Here is a 16,733-nt window from a genome sequence, read left to right on the forward strand (position 1 = left end):
TTGTGGCCGCCGCAGGAGAGGACGTCCGCACCCTCGCCCGCGATGTCACGGGAAGGTAGGAGTGTCCTTGCCCCGGTATGCCGGGAAAGTGACCCCGCCAGGTGAACCGGCCGCTCCGGTGCCGGGCCACGCCCCCCAGGCGCTGGGGAAGAAGGCGACAGCGAGGCCTGCTCCCCGGAGGCTGTCCGGGCGTCGCGCAGAGGCCTCTGGGGTCATGGTGGTCCGGGGATGACTTGTCAGCGGCTGTAGTCCAGGAACAACGTGCCGTTCTTGCCGCGTTCGACATCAAGCAGCGTCCACGACTGGACGCCGTCGCCCTCGAACACCCGCCTGCCGTGGCCGACCACCGCCGGTGCGACGACCAGCCGAAGTTCGTCGACGAGCCCGGCCTGCAGCAGTGAGCGGGCCAGTGCGATGCTGCCGTGGATGCCGATGTCGCCGCCGGACCCCTGCTTCAGGGCGGTCACGTAGTCGTGCGCGGGGGTGGTGACCAGGGTGGAGTTCGCCCATTCCTCGGTGGGCGCGCTGGAGGTGACGACGTGCTTGCGGGTGCCGTTGATGAAGCCGGCGAACGGCTGGAAGTCCGACGTGGGCCAGTGCCCGGCCCAGTAGTCGTAGGTCCCGCGTCCGAGCAGGACGTCGTCCTGGGTGGCGATGACCCGGCTGAGGTAGGCGACCAGCTGGGGGCCGTCGTCGGCGAGCCAGTCGCCGTCTTCGTAGGCGATGCCGTCGAGCGACATCAGGTGGTAGAGCACGACCTTGCGCATGGCGTTCTCCTGGTGGTCGGTCGAGTGGCGCATCGAGAGCTCCTCCGGCGGGGGCGTCGTCGCGGGCTCCATGATGTCGCCTGATCGCGAGCCCCTGCGATACGTCCGGCCGGAAAAGCGACGAAGCGGCGGGACCGGTCCGTCCGGTCCCGCCGCCCCGTTTCCGTCGATGACGCCGGGCAATGTCCCCGTCAGGAGTCGTGTGCGGCCGCTCCCGACGCGGAGCCGTTCACGACGAGCACGCGCTCGCGCTCGGGCACTTCAATGGCCGGGAACGTGCCGGTGTCGACGATCCCGTGCTCCCGGTAGGCCGCCTCGATCAGCGCGTACGCCCGGGGTTCGAGCTTCCACAGCGCCCGCCACTCCTTCGCCGCGAGGAGCGGGATGCCCACCTCCTGGGCGATGTCGGCGGCCCGGGGGACGTACTTGCGCGCGATCTGCTGGTCCCAGTAGTGCCGGGCGGCCCGGAGCTGAGCCGCGCGCTGGGCGGTGCCGACGACGGGCGGCGCCGGCACGGCCGGGACGTCCTCCTCCTCGTCGTCGATCAGCTCGGCGATGGCCGCGGCGGGCAGCGCGGGGGGAGCGGGCTGCTCGGGCTCGGGCGCCCAGGGGACCGGCGGAGCGAGGTCGATCAGCGCGGCGGTGTTGTAGAGCGCGCCGATCTGGGACAGCAGGGCCTCCTGCCGCTTCTCGTCCACGGCCAGGCCGGTGTATTCCACCGCCTGGTCCATCGCCTTGTCGAGCCTGGCCATGGCGGCCCGCAGCTTGCGGCCGGACACCCCGGCCTCGCGCAGCGCGCGGACCCGCTTGGCGGCCAGCGCCACCCTGGTCAGCCGGCGGTGGGCGTCCACCTCGCTCGCCGTACGGTCGCTCGCCTCGGCCAGGCCGATCCGGACCAGCACGCGCTCGGGGGTGAGCCGCCAGTTGATGCGGCCCCGGCCGGTGATGCGCACCCGCTCGATGGCCATGCCGCGCTCCCACAGCCAGGCGGCCACGAGCGGGGCGGCGAGACGGAAGACGGCCTCGGCGACGCTGCGGGCGTCCATGCTCGACAGGACGGCCGACAGGGACGTCAGGACCCACACGGCCAGGCCGTCGATGCCGGCCGAGTAGTTCTCCCGCATGTTGCGGCGCGCGCGTACGGCGCTGGTGATGACGGCGACCTCGATGAAGGCGAACAGCAGCAGCCGCAGCGGCCCGTCGAACCCGAGGACGTCGCCGGAGAAGCGCCACATGCCCTGGGCGGAGACGCCCGTGGCGATGCTGGCGGCGACGATGGTGAGAACGTCCTCGGTGGGCCGGCCGACCGCCCAGCGGCGGAACAGGCGGATCAGGGCGCGCAGGGCGAAGAAGGCCAGGACCAGCAAGACCAGGGCGATGACGCTGATGATGATCGTTTGGATCGTATGGGCCGACGCGAAGGCGGTTATTTGGTCAATGGGGGGCATCAGTCACGGTCTCTCGACGTCCGATGGTTTTCCCCGAGATCATTCCAGAATGGCGTCGTCCTTTGGTGCGAAACACGCCTCTCCGTGAACACCCCGTCGCCGGGGGTTCGGAGCCGATGTCCCGGGTTCTCAGATGTCGAGGTCGAGGCGGGCGATGGGCTCCACCAGCTCCTCCTCCTCGTAGCGCAGGTGCGACAGCAGCACGTCCGACAGCAGGTCCACCTGCTCGCGCACGCCGTCGAGCCGGTCCGGGTCCTCGATCATCGCGACGAGGGCGGCGTCCAGCTCCGTCAGCACGCCGGCGATGACCTCGTGCTCCTGCTCCAGGCGGGCCACGACCGGCGCCAGCGACTCCTGCGCGGCCGTCAGCATCGGGAACATGTGCTCGTCCTCGATCGTGTGGTGGGTGGTCAGCAGGCGGCAGTACGACGCGCAGAACGTGCCGAGCGTCCAGTAGTTCTGCCGCAGGGTGAGCTCATTGATCATCGAGCGGAGCGCGGCGGCGTCGGAGCGTCCCGCGGCGACCTGCTCCAGGGCGTCCCTGATCTGGGCCAGCTCCTGGCGCAGGTGGTCGTGGATGAGCACGAGCCGCCGGCCGTTCGCCTGCTGCCTGCGCGGGAGCGCGGTGATGTCCCGCTTGGGCAGCCGCGGCCGGGTGGCCTCGTCGAGCACCGCCCTCGCCGGTGCCGCCCCGGCGACCTCGATCGGGTCGCCGGCGTCCTCCCGGGGCCCCCAGGCGCGCTCGCGCGACACCGCCTCGCGTACGGCGGGGGCGACCTCCTCGGCGAAGACCTTGAGGTCCCTGTCGTCGTCCACGGCCAGCACGAACACGCTCATGCCGTGGCGGAGCGCGAGCTCGGTGAGCTGCTCGGCCCACAGGGCCGGCGGCCCGTCCAGGAACCCCTTCCCGGCGGCGCCGGAGAACCGGCCCTCGATGTTGTAGACCCGGCGGATCCCGGCGGGGTCGCGCCCGGCCCGCTCGGCGGCGGCGTCCAGGGTCGCGCTCATCGCGCCCAGCTCGCCGGGCGCGGCATACCCCGAGGAGGGCACCCACCCGTCGCCGAGCCGCCCGGTCAGCTCCAGCATGCGCCGCTTGTACGCGCCGAGCCACAGCCCGACCGGATGCGGGGGGAACGGCCCCGGCCGCGCGCCCTCCAGCCGGTAGTGCCTGCCGTCGAGCCGTACGCCCTCGTCGCCCGGAGTCCACAGCGCGCGCAGGACCGCGATGGCCTCTTCCAGCGCGTCCACGGCCTCGCCGGGGCTGCGGCGCGGGCCGCCCATGGCCGCGATGCCGTCCCAGAACGCCCCGGAGCCGAGCCCCAGCTCGACCCGGCCCCCGCTCAGGATGTCGAGGGACGCGGCGGCCCTGGCGAGCACCGCCGGCGGTCGCAGCGGCAGGTTCACCACGTCGGGGAACAGCCGCACCCGCTCGGTGCGCCCCGCGAGGGTGGACAGCAGCGTCCAGGTGTCGAGGAACGCCGGCAGGTAGGGGTGGTCCTGGATGCCGATGATGTCGAGCCCGATCTCGTCGGCGAGCACGGCCTGCCGGACGATCCGGTGGTGCCCTGCCGCGTCGGGGGTGAGAAACGCCCCGAACCACAGCTCATGTCCGAAGTCGGCCATAAAATCGCTACCTTTCCGCGTTCCGGACCGGGAGCCTACCGTCGTGACAAGATCTGGCGACATGACCCTGACCGTCCCCGGCGGCACCGTCCTGTCGGTCGTCATCGGCTCGCGCGCGTACGGGCTGGAGACGGAGGAGTCGGACGTCGACAGGCGGGGCGTGTTCGTGACGCCCACACCGTTGTTCTGGCGGTTCGACAAGCCGCCGGACCACGTGGAGGGGCCGCTGCCGGAGCAGTTCTCATGGGAGGTCGAGCGGTTCTGCGTGCTCGCGATCGAGGGCAATCCGGCCGCGCTGGAGTGCCTGTGGTCGCCGGTCGTGGAGCTGGTCACCCCGGTGGGCGAGCGGCTGCTGGCCCTGCGCCGCGCGTTCCTGTCGGAGAAGGCGGAGCGGGCGTTCGCGGGATCGGCCGCCCGGCAGTTCCGCCGTCTCGGGCCGGAGGACCCGCCCCAGCCGGGCGGCGACGTCAGGCGCTGGAAGATGGCCATGCACATGATCCGGCTGCTGCTGAGCGCCGCCCACCTGGCCGGGCATGGGGAGCCGCTGATCGAGGTGGGCGGCCACCGCGACCGGCTGCTCGCCGTACGGTGGGGGAAGACGCCCTGGGCCGAGGTGCTGGAGTGGCGTCGGCGGCTGCTCGCCGAGCTGGACGAGCGGCCCGGGAGCGTGCTGCCCGGACGACCGGACCGCGCGGCCGTCGAGGAGTTCCTCGCCGACGTGCGGAGGTCGGCTCTGTGACCGAGATCGAAGGAGGGGCGCCGTGACCGCCGTCCTGCCGTCCTGGCTGCCCGAGGTGGCCGCGGGTGAGCGGCACCCGCTCGCGTTCGCCACCGTGAGCGGCGCGCATCTGTACGGCTTCCCCTCGGTGGACTCGGACGTGGACCTGCGGGGCGTGCACGTGCTGCCGGTCGAGCAGGTCGTCGGCCTGCGCACGGGTGAGGAGACCGTGACCCGCTCGTGGATCCGCGAGGGCGTGGAGGTCGACCTCGTGACCCACGACCTCGCCAAGTTCTGCCGGCTGCTGCTCGGCCGCAACGGCTACGTGCTGGAGCAGCTCCTGTCGCCGCTGGTCGTGACCACATCCCCGCTGCACGAGGAGATGCGTGCCCTCGCGTGGGGCTGCCTGACCCGGCACCACGCCCACCACTACCTCGGTTTCGCCCGCACCCAGCGCCGGCTGTTCGACCGCACGGGGGAGCTGAAGCCGCTGCTGTACGCGTTCCGGGTGCTGCTCACAGGCACCCATCTCATGCGTACGGGCGAGCTCGTCGCCGACCTCACCCTGCTCCTGGACGGCGGGCCGCCGTACCTGCCCGGCCTGATAGAGGCCAAGCGGGCGGCCGAGCACGGCGGGCTGCCGGACGGCGCGCCCGGCGGGGAACGGCTCGCGGCCGACCTCGACGCGCTCACCGCCCGCCTGGAGGACGCCCGGGACGCCTCCGCACTGCCGGACGTCCCGTCGGCCCACGACGCCGTGCACGACCTCGTCGTACGGACCCGGCTCGCCGGAACGCCCGTCGGGGGACCGAACTGGTGAAACAGGACGGGGACACGCGAAAAACGCGGGGTGCCGCACCGGACGCGGGGGCCATCGCGGATAATGGGCGAAGCCGCCACCATCCCAGGAGAACGCTTTGACCACCAAGTTCGGCAAAGACAACCTCGACCTGGCCGCGAGCGCGGAGGCACTGGCCGACAGCGCGCCCACCGGATCGTTGCGTCACGCCGCCGCCAAGTCCGTCGCGATCACCTTCGCCACGACCCGTGACGCCGCTCAGGCCCGCAGCACCCTGGACGGCATCTCGCCCGCAGACGTTCGCCAGGCGGCGCTGGAGATCTTCGACGAGCTCTCCGCCCGCGCCGACTGACCCGCGCGACGTGCGGGAACCGGCCGCCCGGTGTGCCCGGGCGGCCGTCCGGCCGCGCCCGGGAACCCCCGCCTCGTCCCGGTAATGCGGCCATGCCAACAAGAAGATGTTTTGTTCGGCGGTCGGGCGTAAACTATTAGAAGCGAAATCGAGCACTTCACGGCGTGACGACCCGACGCGTGCGAACAGGTGGCAGTGGACCTCGCGGCATCCCCCCCGGGCGCGGAATGGCCAGCAACTCTCGACGTTGCCGGACTTCACAATGAGGGCTGGCGTCCCACCCCGTTCCAGACCTTCGTGCTGAAGATCCACAGCAGGTGCGACCTCGCGTGCCGCTACTGCTACATGTACGAACTCAAGGACTCGCGCTGGGTGGACCAGCCCCGCTCCATGTCCACGGCGGTGGCGAGGCGGGCGGCCGGCCGGATCGGCGAGCACGTCCGCGCACACCGGCTGTCCTCCATCGAGGTCGTGTTGCACGGCGGGGAACCGCTGCTGGCCGGGTCCGAACGAATAAGGGCGCTGGTCGAAATCCTGCGAACCGATGTCGACTGCCCCGTGCGCATTACCGTTCAGACGAACGGGCTGCGCCTCTCCGATGAGTACCTCACCTTATTCGAAGAATTGAATGTCCGAATCGGCGTGAGTCTGGACGGAGACGCCACGGCAACCGGTCGCCACCGGCTTTTCCGGAACGGGGAGTCGAGTCATGAACGGGTCGTCGAGTCGTTACGGCGGCTCACGGGCGAACACAGCGGTCTGTTCGCCGGCCTGCTCTGCACGATCGATCTCAGGAACGACCCGCTCTCCACATACGAGGCGTTGCTGGAGTTCGACCCGCCGAGCATCGACTTCCTGCTGCCCCACGGCACCTGGTCCGATCCCCCGCCGGGGCGGCCCCCCGACGCGTCCACGCCCTACGCCGGCTGGCTGATCGAGGTCTTCGACCACTGGTACCGGCGCCCGCGGACCTCGATCCGGCTGTTCGCCGAGATCATGCACCTGCTCCTGGGGGGCGCGTCCACCATCGAAAGCATCGGTCTGTCGCCTGTCGGAGTCCTCGTCATCGAGACGGACGGCTCGATCGAGCAGTCCGACTTCCTCAAGGCCGCGTACGACGGCGCCACCGTCACCGGTCTGCACGTGCGCACCGACCCCCTCGATCGAGCGCTCGCCCTCCCGGGCTTCGCCGCCCGCCAGATCGGACTGACGGCCATGTCACCGGAGTGCCTGGCCTGTCCCGTGGTGGAGGTGTGCGGCGCGGGCCTGTACGCGCACCGCTACCGGGCAGGAGACGGCTTCAAGAACCCGTCGGTCTACTGCACCGATCTCCGCGCTCTGATCGACCACATCCGGCGGACGATGGAACGCGATCTGGAGGCGTGGAGATGAGCCTTCCCTGCCACGAGCTGTCCGAGGACGCCCTCATGCTCCTCGCCACGGGGGACTCGACGCCGGAGATACTCCGCGAGCTCGTCGCGGCCCAGCGCAGCAAGCAGGCGCTCCTCCTCTGGGGCGTCGAGCGTCTCACCCGCGCCGTCGATCATCCCGACGCACCGATCACGGCGCAGGCCTACGATCTGCTGACGCACTTCCTGCGCCGCCACTCCGCGATCGCCGCCGACGTCGTCTCCAACCCCGCAGTCTCCGCCTGGGCGCTGAGCACCATCCGCGATCTGCGGGCGGGCGCGTCGTGCGCCCGCCCCGGGCAGCTCGCCGCCATGGTGGCCGCGATCGCCGTACGGACCGGATGGCCCTGCCGGATACGGGTCCCGACCACGGCGGGCCGGCTCCTCCTTCCGACGGTGGGCTCCACGAGCCCGGTGGCGGCCGACCGGGTCGGCATGGTCACGGTCGAGCACGGGAGGGCGCTCGTGGAGGTGGGCGAGGAGCGGATCCGCATACCCGCCGACGCGTCCTGCGACGCGCCCGGCTGGCTCGGCATGCGGACGCTCGGGCTGGGAGGCACCGACACGGGGATCTCCCTCCTCCTGGACGACCTGCACCCCGCCCGGATGCCCGGGGAGGACCTGGAGGACCGGCTGCCCGGCGACGTCGTGGCCGACTGGCGTGAGGCTCTGGACGGCGCGTGGGGGCTCCTCACCGAGCATCACCCTGTGCCGGCCGAGGAGGTCCGGTCCCTGGTGACGACGATCACCCCGTTGACGCCCGTGCCCGTCGGGCTGCGCAGCGCGAGCTCACGGGAGTCGTTCGGCTGTGTCGCGCTGTCGTTCACGCGAGACCGTCTCATGACCGCCCTGACGCTCACGCACGAGGTGCAGCACGTCAAACTGTGCGCCGTTCTCGACATCGTCCGGCTCGCCGGTCCCGATCGGGGCACCCGCTACTACGCGCCGTGGCGGGAGGATCCGCGGCCGGTCGAGGGGCTGCTCCAGGGCAGCTACGCGTTCCTCGGCGTCACCCGGTTCTGGCGCCGGCAACGCCACCTGCAGAGCGGCGAGGCGGCCGAGGCGGCGCATTTCGAGTTCGCCCGCTGGCGGGAGGCGGCCGAACTGGTCGCGACCACGCTTCTCGACACCGGCGACCTGAACCACGAAGGCAGGATCTTCGTCTCGGTGATGCTCAAGACACTGGAGTCCTGGTCCGCGGACCACGTGCCCGCGACGGTGGCCTCTGCCGTACGCCGGGTGTCCCGGGACCATCGGCGTCAGTGGCTGGAGCGCAACCCCGGCTTCGCCTGAGGGCGAGGCCGGGGCCGCGTCGGCGGAGTCAGAAGCGCGGGGGATCGAAGTCGAAGTCCAGACGGCCACCCGACCTCGCCAGGACGGTGTCGGGATGCCGGACGCCCAGTCTCTTGTCGTAGACGGCGAGCGTCGCCCTGTGAAGGGCGTGCGCGTCCTCGGTCTTGCCCGCCGTCCTCAGGCTGTCGGTCAGGTTCGCGGCCGACCCGAGGGTCATCGGATGCTCGGCGCCGAGCAGCTCCTGCAGGAGCGCGTGGGTCCGCGTGTCCAGATCGAGGCCCGCTTCGTGCTCACCGAGCTCGTGCAGGTCGTTGGCCAGGTTCATGGCGACGGTCAACGAGTAGTGGTGCTTTCGGCCCAGGTTCTCGTCGAGGCTCTGGAGCACCTGCTCGTTGAGCGTCCTGGCCGCCGCCGGGTCGCCGTTGACGCGCTGCAGAAGAGCGAGGTTGCCGCGCCCCGCCAGCGTGAACGGGTGGCCGGGCCCGTAGATGCGTGGCAGCCCCTCCACGACGACCCGGGTCAACGCCAGGGCGTCCTTGAGCCGGCCGTCGGTCCGCAGCGCGTTGGCCAGGCAGATCGCCGCCGACACCGTGTGCGGGTGCGCGGCCGTCAGGATCGACTCGTACCGGTTGTAGGTGTCGCGGGCCAGCTCCAGAGCGTCCTCGATCCGGCCCAGCCGCCGCATGGCGATCGCGAGGTCGACCGCGACCGCCAGGGTGTGGACGTGGTCCGCGCCCACTTCGGCCCTGCCGTACTCCAGGGCGTCGACGCCGAGGTCGTACGCCGCCTGGTAATCCCCGTCCAGGCGGACGGCCTGGCACAGGCCTCCCAAGGAGACGAGCAGGTCCAGCTTGCTGCCGACTCCCGGCCTGTTGCGGACATCGTGGACCTGCGTCTGGAGCTTGACCGCCTCGCCGTAGTCGCTCACCAGTGCGTAGCCGAGGGCCAGGTTGTTGATCGTGCGCAGGGTGCGGGGGTCGTCCTCCCCGTACTTCTTCGCGTGCCGGCGCCGTGAATCCTCGTCGTGGGCGACGGCCTCCCTGAACATGCCCTTGGCCCGCAGGCTGGCCCCGAACGAGTTGGTCAGGAGCAGCACCACGTCGTCGTCGTCGCCGAGAACGCGCCGCCCCCGTTGCAGCGTCCCTTCGAGGAGGGCGAACGCGTCGTCGAAACGCCCGTCCTGCCGGAGGCTGTTGGCCAGGTGGTGTTCCGCGGTCAGGACGTGGTGGTCGTCCATGCCGGACAGGTCGCTCCACTCGTCCCGGAACCTGGCCGCGAAGGTCCGGGACGACTCCGTGTCACCGACGAGGTAGAGGTAGCGGACGACGTTGAGGGCGAGATCGCGCAGCCGGGCGTTCGTCGTGGTCGCGGCGCCGACGGGGTCGAGATGGGGCACGAACCTGCTGAAGACGCCCCAGTTGGCCTCGTTTTCCGGCTGGAGCCCACGCGCGGCGGCGAGCAGCATCTGCGCCTCGCGTACGTACACCTGCGTCTGCTCAGGCTCGAGGTCGGCCCTGAGCAGCCTCTGGACCAGCCGGTGGATCTGGATGGCGCGGTCGTCGATCCGCCCGAGGGCGAAGTTGTTGATCGCGCGAAGCGCCCGTGTGCGGAGGATCGGGTTGCCGAGGATGGGGGCGAGCAGCGGGCCCACGCCTGCGGAGCTCCCCCAGCGGAACAGGTCGGTGGGAATCGGCTCGGGGCCGAAGAAGGCGGCGCACCTGAGAACCTGCAGGGCCTCCGGCAGCTGGTCCTCAAGGGCGTTGATCGACAGACGCCATGCCGCGGTCATCGACCGCGGGTACTCCATCGGCTGGTTCTCGTCCATCACCTCGAGCGGCTGCCTGCCCAGCAGATCCAGGTACTCCTCGGTGGAGATGCCCGTCTCCACCTGCAGCGCCCCGGCCTGCTCCAGCGCCAGCGGGAGATCGCCGAGCTCGTGGGCGAGCCGCCTCGCCTCTTCCGGCGGCATCCTCCCGGCGCGCTTGCCGAGGAATTCGATGCTCTCCTCGCGATCGAAGACGTCGATCACCATGGTGTTCGCGACGCCCTCCCAGCGAGGGTTGCGCGAGGTGATCAGTACGTGTCCCTGTTCCGGCCGTCCGGCCGGAATCAGCTTCATGATGTCCTCGGCCTTGTTGACGTTGTCGAAGATCAGGAGCCAGCGCTTGTAGGGGTCGCCCCTGCGCAGAGCGTCCAGCACGGACCGGCTCGCCTCGTCGATGCCGACGACCTTGGCGGGAGGGAGGCCCAGCTTCTCCGCCAGCGCGCCCAGGGCGCCGGGAATGAGCAGGGGAATGTCGGAGGCGATCCACCAGACGACGTCGTAGTCGCCCTTGAACCGATGCGCGTATTCGATGACGAGCTGCGTCTTGCCGACGCCCCCCATGCCGCGAAGAGTATGCGGGAGGATCGCGGTCGGCCCTTCGAACATCTGCCCGCGCAACTCACCGAGAGCGGCCTCGCGGCCCGTGAAGTTCGCGTTGCGGAGCGGAATGCGACTTCCCCAGATGCGAGGTTCCGGACCAGGAGTCTCAAGCGCCGGCACCAGCGTCCTCCTACCCGTGAAGAAGTCTATTGTTCTTCAGTATGCAACCTTTGCCGCCCATATTCTTGGATCGCTTTTTTCGGCCTCCGTGGGCAATGTAATAGGGTCGGCCGAATCGGAACGTTCCCGATGGATGCCAGTCTCGACACTCGCGGAAATGATGCCTATAGTTTAGATACGGTCCATGAGATCTCAGGACCTGTTCTCGGATCAATCGGGCGGGAGTGGGCGCGGTGTTCGAACAGGCCGTTATTCAACGCTCCGGGACGATCGGCCTGCCGAAGCTCGATCCGAAAATGTTGGACGGCTGCGACGACTCCGCCCTGTTCCTCGCGTTGCAAAGGATCCTCGCCGACACCGAGTCGGCGGCGCCCGTCGCCGGTTTCCAGTCCGTCGCGGGTCCGGCGCGGCGTGATGGGGCCGACCCGGCCGATGATCGCTCATGACGCTCCCGGGAGCCAACGGCATCCCTATCCCGGAGCCACCCCTTTCCAGACGGACGACGCCGCGGTCTTCTTCGGCCGGGCTGAGGAGTCGCGGGAACTGACCCGGTCGTGGTCACGGTTTCCGTTGACGGTCCTCAGCGGGGACACCGGATCCGGTAAGACGTCGCTGCTGCGGGCGGGCGTTCTCCCAGGACTCCCGCACGCGCGTGTCGGACGGGTCGGCCGATTCATCGGCGGTCCGGTCGCGGCCCTTCCGCCCGGCCACAACCCGTGGACGCTCTCGTTGCTCACCACATTGGCGCCGCTGGAACCCGCCGGCGTTCTGGCGGGCATGAGCCTGACGGACTATGTGACCCGCCTGCTCCGCAGGCAGCCGGGCCCCCTGTTCGTCGCGGTCGAGCAGTTCGAGGAGTTCTTCCTGGGGGGCCCCTACCGTGCGCAGTTCCGGGAGTCCTTCGTCGAGGAGCTCGTCGACGCGCTCGACAGCCATCCGGAGCTACGGCTGCTCCTAATCGTCCGGGAGAGCCGGCGCGACGACCTGGGCCACTACGGCGCGCTCGTCGGCCGGGCCGCGTGGCTGACGCTCGGACCCCTGGGCGCGGAAGCCGCGATGGAGGCGATCAGCCGCCCGGCCGAGGGGACCACACGGAGGTTCACCGCGGGGGCCGCCGCCCAGCTCCTCGACATACTGGGCGGTGACGCGGTCGAGCCGGTCGTCCTGCAGATCGTCTGCCGGTGGCTGTGGGCGAGGCTCCCTCCGACGCTCCAGCTCATCCGCCCCGAGCACGTGTTCAGGCTCGCCGACTCCGGCAACGCCCTCGCGCACTTCCTGGGTGGCGTGCTCGCCGAGGTGGGGGGCGCCTTCGGGCAGGATCCCGCCTCGCTGCACGCGTGGGCTGTGGCGGCCTTCGCGGACGGGCACTCCGTCAAACAGGGCACGGCGGAGACCGCCGGAATGAGCAATCCGATCGTGCACGCCCTTGAGGACCGGCATCTCCTGCGGTCGGTTCTGGGCGACGGGATACGCCTCCTGCACGACGACTTCCGGTCCGCTCTCACCCGTCTCCAACCGATCGCTCCTCCCGGCACCTGGGCAGGGGTGGAATCCGCCGTGACCGCTCTCACCGCGGGCGATCTGGACAGCGCGGAAGAACAGGCCTTCAACGCCCTGGAGGTCGCCGAGGCGACCTCGGTGGCGGAGATCCACACCCTGCTCGGCGACATCCAGATCGAACGTGCTCGTGCCGTTCAGGCGATCCTTTCCGAGGCGGACGCTCCTTCGGATCGTGCGCACCAGGAGGAGACGGCCCGGCAGCATCTCGACAAGGCGCTCTCCTGGTATCGGCTGGCGCTGCAGTGCCATGCCGACCTCGGCGACTCCGCGGCGGCGGGCCGGATGCTGAGCGCGATCGGGCAGGTGATGGCCCAGATGGGCGAGCTCTCGTCGGCGGTGCGCAAGTTCGAGGAGGCCAAGAGCCTCCTGCCGCGGGACCTCGCCCTGCGCACCGAGCTGGCGCGAGCGCTCTGGCTGACGGACCACCGGAGCCGGGCGATGACGGAACTCGACAGCGTCCTGCGAGACGAGGGCGATCAGTTGACGGCCCTGCGGGCGCGCGGGGAGTTCAACGCCGAGCAGGGCCGGGCCGAGGCCGCCATGCGCGACCTGCGGCGGGTGAGCAGCCGCACCTGGCCCGCGACCCGGGCCGCCCGTGCGCTCGCCCTGGCCACCCTCGAACAGCTCGGCCCCGCGGAGGCAGAGCGCGAGGTCGACGCCATCGTGGCCGAGGGGCCGACGAACGGGCCCGCTCTCCTCTACGCGGCCCGGGTCGAGACCCTCAGCGGCGACTCCGGCAAAGCGGCGAAGCTGGCCCGGCAGGCTATCGCGGCCACCGGGCCGCCCCTATCGCCGCGGCAGAAGGAGTCGGCGAGGAGCCTTCTCGACCACGGGCACGATCACTGAGCCGTGGGCTGCCAGTGCGAGGAACTCGTCCAGCCGTTCGTCGAACGGACGGAAGGGGATAAGGCTCCGCAGTTCCCCCTCGGGGCCGACCGCGGCGGCCACCTCGGCGGCCAGCTCGACGGCGATCTTCGACAGGGCGCGTGCCGCTCTGATGGTGTCCGGGTCCTCGTGCCGGGCGGTGATCCCCGACGCGACGGAGACTTCGGTGGCGAGTTCCTCCAGCCGCGCGAGCCGCGCGTCCATGTCCGGCCAGCGTGATCTTCCGATGAACTCCAGATGGGCACGCAGCTTCATGGCCGCCTCGATCAGCCGTTCGTGGCACTCCCTGCGCTCGCGATCCGCGGCGTCCTGTCGTTCTCGCTCCTTGGCCGCCGCCTCGCGTCGCGTGGTGGCCGACTGAGTCGCGATCACCGCTAAGACGGCACTCGTGCCGGTGATGAGCGAGGTGATAAGGCCGATCCAGACAACCACGGGCCAATGCTCCTATCCGAGCCCTCCCGAGACAACGGTGCCTGCCCGGGTTTGTGCAGACTCTGGTCGCTCCACTGCAAGTTGCGCCAGCCCCTGGCGAAGTTCAGCGCCAGGAGAGCGGTCGCCGTCCCGGCGGTGGCCATGGCGATCGTCGTCGGGCCGAGGGTCTCGATCGCGACTCCGCCGAAGATGTGCGCCAGCGGAAAGACGGCGCCATGGGTCAGGAACTGGTTGAAGCCGCTCACCAGGCCCTGCCATTCCGGCCGTACGACCCTCGCTTGGTAAGTCCCGCGCAACACGCTCATCTGCGACCCGATGAATCCGACCGCCGCCCAGGCGATGAGCCACCCCAGGGGATGATGCACGGCCGCGAAGAGGCACAACGCGAACCACCAGCCGATGACACATGCGCTCACGGCCCTGCCGGGCTGTTTCAGCCAGCCGAGAAGTCTGGGCGCGAACGAGGCGCCCAGCAGACCGCCGACCCCGGAGGCCGCGAGCAGGACGCCCACCAGGGCCGCGGAGACCTCGTCCTGCCTGGCCATCACGATCATGTCGAGGGTGACGACCTGGAACAGGAAGTTGGTGAGCGCGCAGATCACCACCGTACGCCGGAGCAACGGGTCGTCGCGGAGGATCCTGAAGCCGACCAGTGCCCGGCGCCGGAACCCCGTGGTGCGGTCACGCGGCGGAAGCGGAACGAGGGGATCGCGCCGGCCGAGCCGGCAGAAGAGACCCGTCGAAACCAGCAGCGCCCCCGCCGCGGCGAAGAAGGGGAAACCCGCGCCCAGCGCGCTGAGCGTGCCGCCGAGGGGACGCCCGGAGAGGGTCGCCACGAAATTGCGGCCCTCGTTGCGTGCCGAGGCCTCGTCGAGATCGTCCCTCTGGACGACCTGCGACACTATCGACATCTCCGCGATTTCGAAGAGCGCGGCGAAGGAACCGTCGAGGACGACCCCCGCGATCAGCCACCCGATCGTGCAATTCCCGGACAACAGCGCGAATCCGAGCGATATTGCCACTACAAATCGCCCGAGTTGGGCAAAGGCCAGCACCTTGCGCCGGTCCACCCGGTCCGCGATGAAGCCGGCGGGAATATGCATGACGAGGCGTGGCAGCGTTCCGGCGAACCCCGCGAGACCCGCGTCGAACGCGGACCCGGTGAGCATGAGCGCCACAAGGGGAACCGCGACGGTGGTGTTGACGGTTCCGACCAGGGATATGACGGAGCCTGACCACAGTAGCCCGAAATTGCGCCCCAACTTGCGGCGGCCAGGCCGCCGGGCCACACCGTGCATCGCTGGATCCCACCGCTTCGCTCATAGTAGGTGGGCTGCCTGCCTCACGGTTCGCCACCCAGATAGGGAAGTGTAGCGATAGTGGTCATGCCCAAAGACGTGTTCGTGCCTCGCAGGGTTGCTATTTAATCAACCTTAATGTCCCACTTGTGCCAAGTAGGGATGTTTTGCGACAGCATCCCGCAAATGGTGCAATCGATTTATAAGGGCCGGATCGGGGATGTAGCGGCTGATCTTGGTTCCTGGGCCGGTGCGGGCCGCGGAGACGCCGCGCCGCCACCTCCACTCCCGCGCGAGCGGAGGCGGGGGCGGGGGGCAGGTGCCGGCTGAACGACCGAGAGGCCGGATTCCTAGGGGAATCCGGCCTTCGTCGTGTTGCCTGGTGGGCGATACTGGGATTGAACCAGTGACCTCTTCCGTGTCAGGGAAGCGCTCTCCCGCTGAGCTAATCGCCCTTGGACGAACCAAGAGGTGGAGACGGGATTTGAACCCGTGTACGCGGCTTTGCAGGCCGCTGCCTCGCCTCTCGGCCACTCCACCGTGTCGAGCCGCACAGTGTGAAGCTCCACAGTGTCAAGCTCCGAGCGGAAGACGGGATTCGAACCCGCGACCCTCACCTTGGCAAGGTGATGCTCTACCACTGAGCCACTTCCGCGTTCCCGGCTCTGTCCGGCCGGGCTCACGGGAAGACTTTATCCAATGTCTCGCCCACTCCCCAAATCAACGACGTTCTCCCTGCTCACGCCGCGGGTTCCGGCCGATGCTTCCATCTCCGTCGAACCGTCCCCGCGTTAGCGTCAAAGCATGTCTGTGACACATGACCGCACACACGCCGCTGTCCCCGGCGCCGCAGGGGACGCTGCGGAGCCCGGGACGGCCGAGATCGGGGAGAACGCCGAGATCGCGGGGGACGCCGACATCGCCCCCGTCGCGGCCCTGATCGCGGACGGCGCCCGCGCGGCGATGCTCACCGCGCTGCTCGACGGCAGGGCGCTGGCGGCGGGGGAGCTGGCCAGGATCGCGGGGGTGAGCGCCCCCACCGCGAGCTCCCATCTGGCCCGGCTCCTCGACGGGGGTCTGGTGACCGTGGTCAAACAGGGACGGCATCGCTACTACCGCCTCGCCGGCCCCGACGTCGCCCGCACCCTGGAGGTGCTGGCCCGGATCAGCGGGCGCGTCGCCGTGCGGTCCCTGCGGCAGTCGCGGCAGGCGCGGCTGCTGCGGGAGGCCCGCAGCTGCTACGACCACCTGGCGGGCCGGGTGGGGGTCGAACTGTACGACGCGCTGGTGCGCGAGGGGGGCCTGATCGAGGCCGACGGCGGCTGCCTGCTGACCGCGAGCGGCGCGCAGGCGCTGACGGAGCTCGGCGTGGACGTGGACCGGGTGCGCCGCGCCCGCCGCAGGTTCGCCCCCGACTGCCTCGACTGGCTGGAGCGCCGCCCGCACCTGGGCGGAGCGCTCGGCGCGGCGGTCCTGGACCGGCTCCTGGCGCGGGAGTGGCTGGTGCGCGGCACCGTGCCCCGTGCCCTGCGGCTGACCGGCACGGGACGGGAGGGATTGGAAAGGATCTTTGGCTGTAAGGACCTAAACTGAGGTACGCTAGT

General features: G+C 70.3%; 14 protein-coding genes and 3 tRNA genes. 8 read left to right on the plus strand and 9 right to left on the minus strand.

What is annotated here, in order from left to right; translation table 11 throughout:
* Nucleotides 1-236: 236 nt before the first annotated feature.
* From ACGFIB_RS13080 to ACGFIB_RS13090, 3 genes are all read right to left on the minus strand, one after another.
* Complete coding sequence (locus ACGFIB_RS13080; protein WP_357243911.1) at nt 237-839, minus strand: dihydrofolate reductase family protein; 603 nt, start codon at nt 837-839, stop codon at nt 237-239.
* A 119-nt stretch (nt 840-958) separates the two neighbouring features.
* Nucleotides 959-2,215: a hypothetical protein gene (locus tag ACGFIB_RS13085; protein ID WP_357169384.1), complete on the minus strand. Its 1,257-nt coding sequence runs from the start codon at nt 2,213-2,215 to the stop codon at nt 959-961.
* A 129-nt stretch (nt 2,216-2,344) separates the two neighbouring features.
* Complete coding sequence (locus ACGFIB_RS13090; RefSeq protein WP_393371333.1) at nt 2,345-3,838, minus strand: LLM class flavin-dependent oxidoreductase; 1,494 nt, start codon at nt 3,836-3,838, stop codon at nt 2,345-2,347.
* A 61-nt stretch (nt 3,839-3,899) separates the two neighbouring features.
* On the opposite strand from ACGFIB_RS13090, the gene ACGFIB_RS13095 reads away from it, so the two are divergent.
* From ACGFIB_RS13095 to ACGFIB_RS13115, 5 genes are all read left to right on the plus strand, one after another.
* Nucleotides 3,900-4,577, plus strand: a complete 678-nt coding sequence (locus ACGFIB_RS13095) for a nucleotidyltransferase domain-containing protein (protein ID WP_393371336.1) — start codon at nt 3,900-3,902, stop codon at nt 4,575-4,577.
* Between the two features lie 22 nt (nt 4,578-4,599).
* Nucleotides 4,600-5,376: a nucleotidyltransferase domain-containing protein gene (locus tag ACGFIB_RS13100; RefSeq protein ID WP_393371339.1), complete on the plus strand. Its 777-nt coding sequence runs from the start codon at nt 4,600-4,602 to the stop codon at nt 5,374-5,376.
* Nucleotides 5,377-5,473: 97 nt separating this feature from the next.
* Nucleotides 5,474-5,707, plus strand: coding sequence for a hypothetical protein (locus ACGFIB_RS13105; RefSeq protein WP_142570507.1), 234 nt, complete (start codon nt 5,474-5,476; stop codon nt 5,705-5,707).
* Nucleotides 5,708-6,004: 297 nt separating this feature from the next.
* Nucleotides 6,005-7,099 carry an FxsB family cyclophane-forming radical SAM/SPASM peptide maturase gene (locus ACGFIB_RS13110; RefSeq protein ID WP_357243899.1) on the plus strand — a complete coding sequence of 365 codons (1,095 nt, stop codon included), beginning with the start codon at nt 6,005-6,007 and terminating at the stop codon, nt 7,097-7,099.
* Nucleotides 7,096-8,409: an HEXXH motif domain-containing protein gene (locus tag ACGFIB_RS13115; RefSeq protein WP_393371342.1), complete on the plus strand. Its 1,314-nt coding sequence runs from the start codon at nt 7,096-7,098 to the stop codon at nt 8,407-8,409. The genes ACGFIB_RS13110 and ACGFIB_RS13115 overlap by 4 nt, the downstream gene beginning before the upstream one ends.
* A 28-nt stretch (nt 8,410-8,437) precedes the next feature.
* On the opposite strand, the gene fxsT is transcribed toward ACGFIB_RS13115, so the two are convergent.
* Nucleotides 8,438-10,954: an FxSxx-COOH system tetratricopeptide repeat protein gene (gene fxsT / locus ACGFIB_RS13120; protein WP_393371345.1), complete on the minus strand. Its 2,517-nt coding sequence runs from the start codon at nt 10,952-10,954 to the stop codon at nt 8,438-8,440.
* Nucleotides 10,955-11,187: 233 nt separating this feature from the next.
* Here fxsT and ACGFIB_RS13125 point away from each other — a divergent pair, with 233 nt between their 5' ends.
* A complete protein-coding gene (locus ACGFIB_RS13125) occupies nt 11,188-11,400 on the plus strand; it encodes a hypothetical protein (protein WP_357243890.1) in 213 nt (70 codons plus the stop codon).
* On the plus strand, nt 11,387-13,360 hold the full coding sequence (locus ACGFIB_RS13130; RefSeq protein ID WP_393371349.1) for an nSTAND1 domain-containing NTPase: 1,974 nt from the start codon (nt 11,387-11,389) through the stop codon (nt 13,358-13,360). Before ACGFIB_RS13125 ends, ACGFIB_RS13130 begins: the two co-directional genes overlap by 14 nt.
* On the opposite strand, the gene ACGFIB_RS13135 is transcribed toward ACGFIB_RS13130, so the two are convergent.
* The 5 genes from ACGFIB_RS13135 to ACGFIB_RS13155 all read right to left on the minus strand — a co-directional run bounded on the left by ACGFIB_RS13135 (nt 13,301) and on the right by ACGFIB_RS13155 (nt 15,784).
* Complete coding sequence (locus ACGFIB_RS13135) at nt 13,301-13,771, minus strand: hypothetical protein (protein ID WP_357243884.1); 471 nt, start codon at nt 13,769-13,771, stop codon at nt 13,301-13,303. The genes ACGFIB_RS13130 and ACGFIB_RS13135 overlap by 60 nt on opposite strands.
* Before the next feature lie 2 nt (nt 13,772-13,773).
* The gene (locus ACGFIB_RS13140) at nt 13,774-15,129 is read right to left on the minus strand and encodes an MFS transporter (protein ID WP_357243881.1); all 1,356 of its coding nucleotides are present in this window, start codon (nt 15,127-15,129) and stop codon (nt 13,774-13,776) included.
* A gap of 380 nt (nt 15,130-15,509) precedes the next feature.
* Nucleotides 15,510-15,584, minus strand: a tRNA-Val gene (locus tag ACGFIB_RS13145).
* A gap of 14 nt (nt 15,585-15,598) precedes the next feature.
* Nucleotides 15,599-15,669, minus strand: a tRNA-Cys gene (locus tag ACGFIB_RS13150).
* Nucleotides 15,670-15,712: 43 nt separating this feature from the next.
* Nucleotides 15,713-15,784, minus strand: a tRNA-Gly gene (locus tag ACGFIB_RS13155).
* A 149-nt stretch (nt 15,785-15,933) separates the two neighbouring features.
* Between ACGFIB_RS13155 and ACGFIB_RS13160 the strand changes: the two genes are divergently transcribed.
* Nucleotides 15,934-16,722 (plus strand): ArsR/SmtB family transcription factor, encoded by a 789-nt coding sequence (locus ACGFIB_RS13160; RefSeq protein ID WP_393371353.1) that lies wholly within the window; start codon nt 15,934-15,936, stop codon nt 16,720-16,722.
* Nucleotides 16,723-16,733 lie beyond the last annotated feature (11 nt).

Source organism: Microbispora bryophytorum (genome assembly GCF_043197435.1).
GTDB classification, from domain to species: Bacteria; Actinomycetota; Actinomycetes; order Streptosporangiales; family Streptosporangiaceae; genus Microbispora; species Microbispora bryophytorum.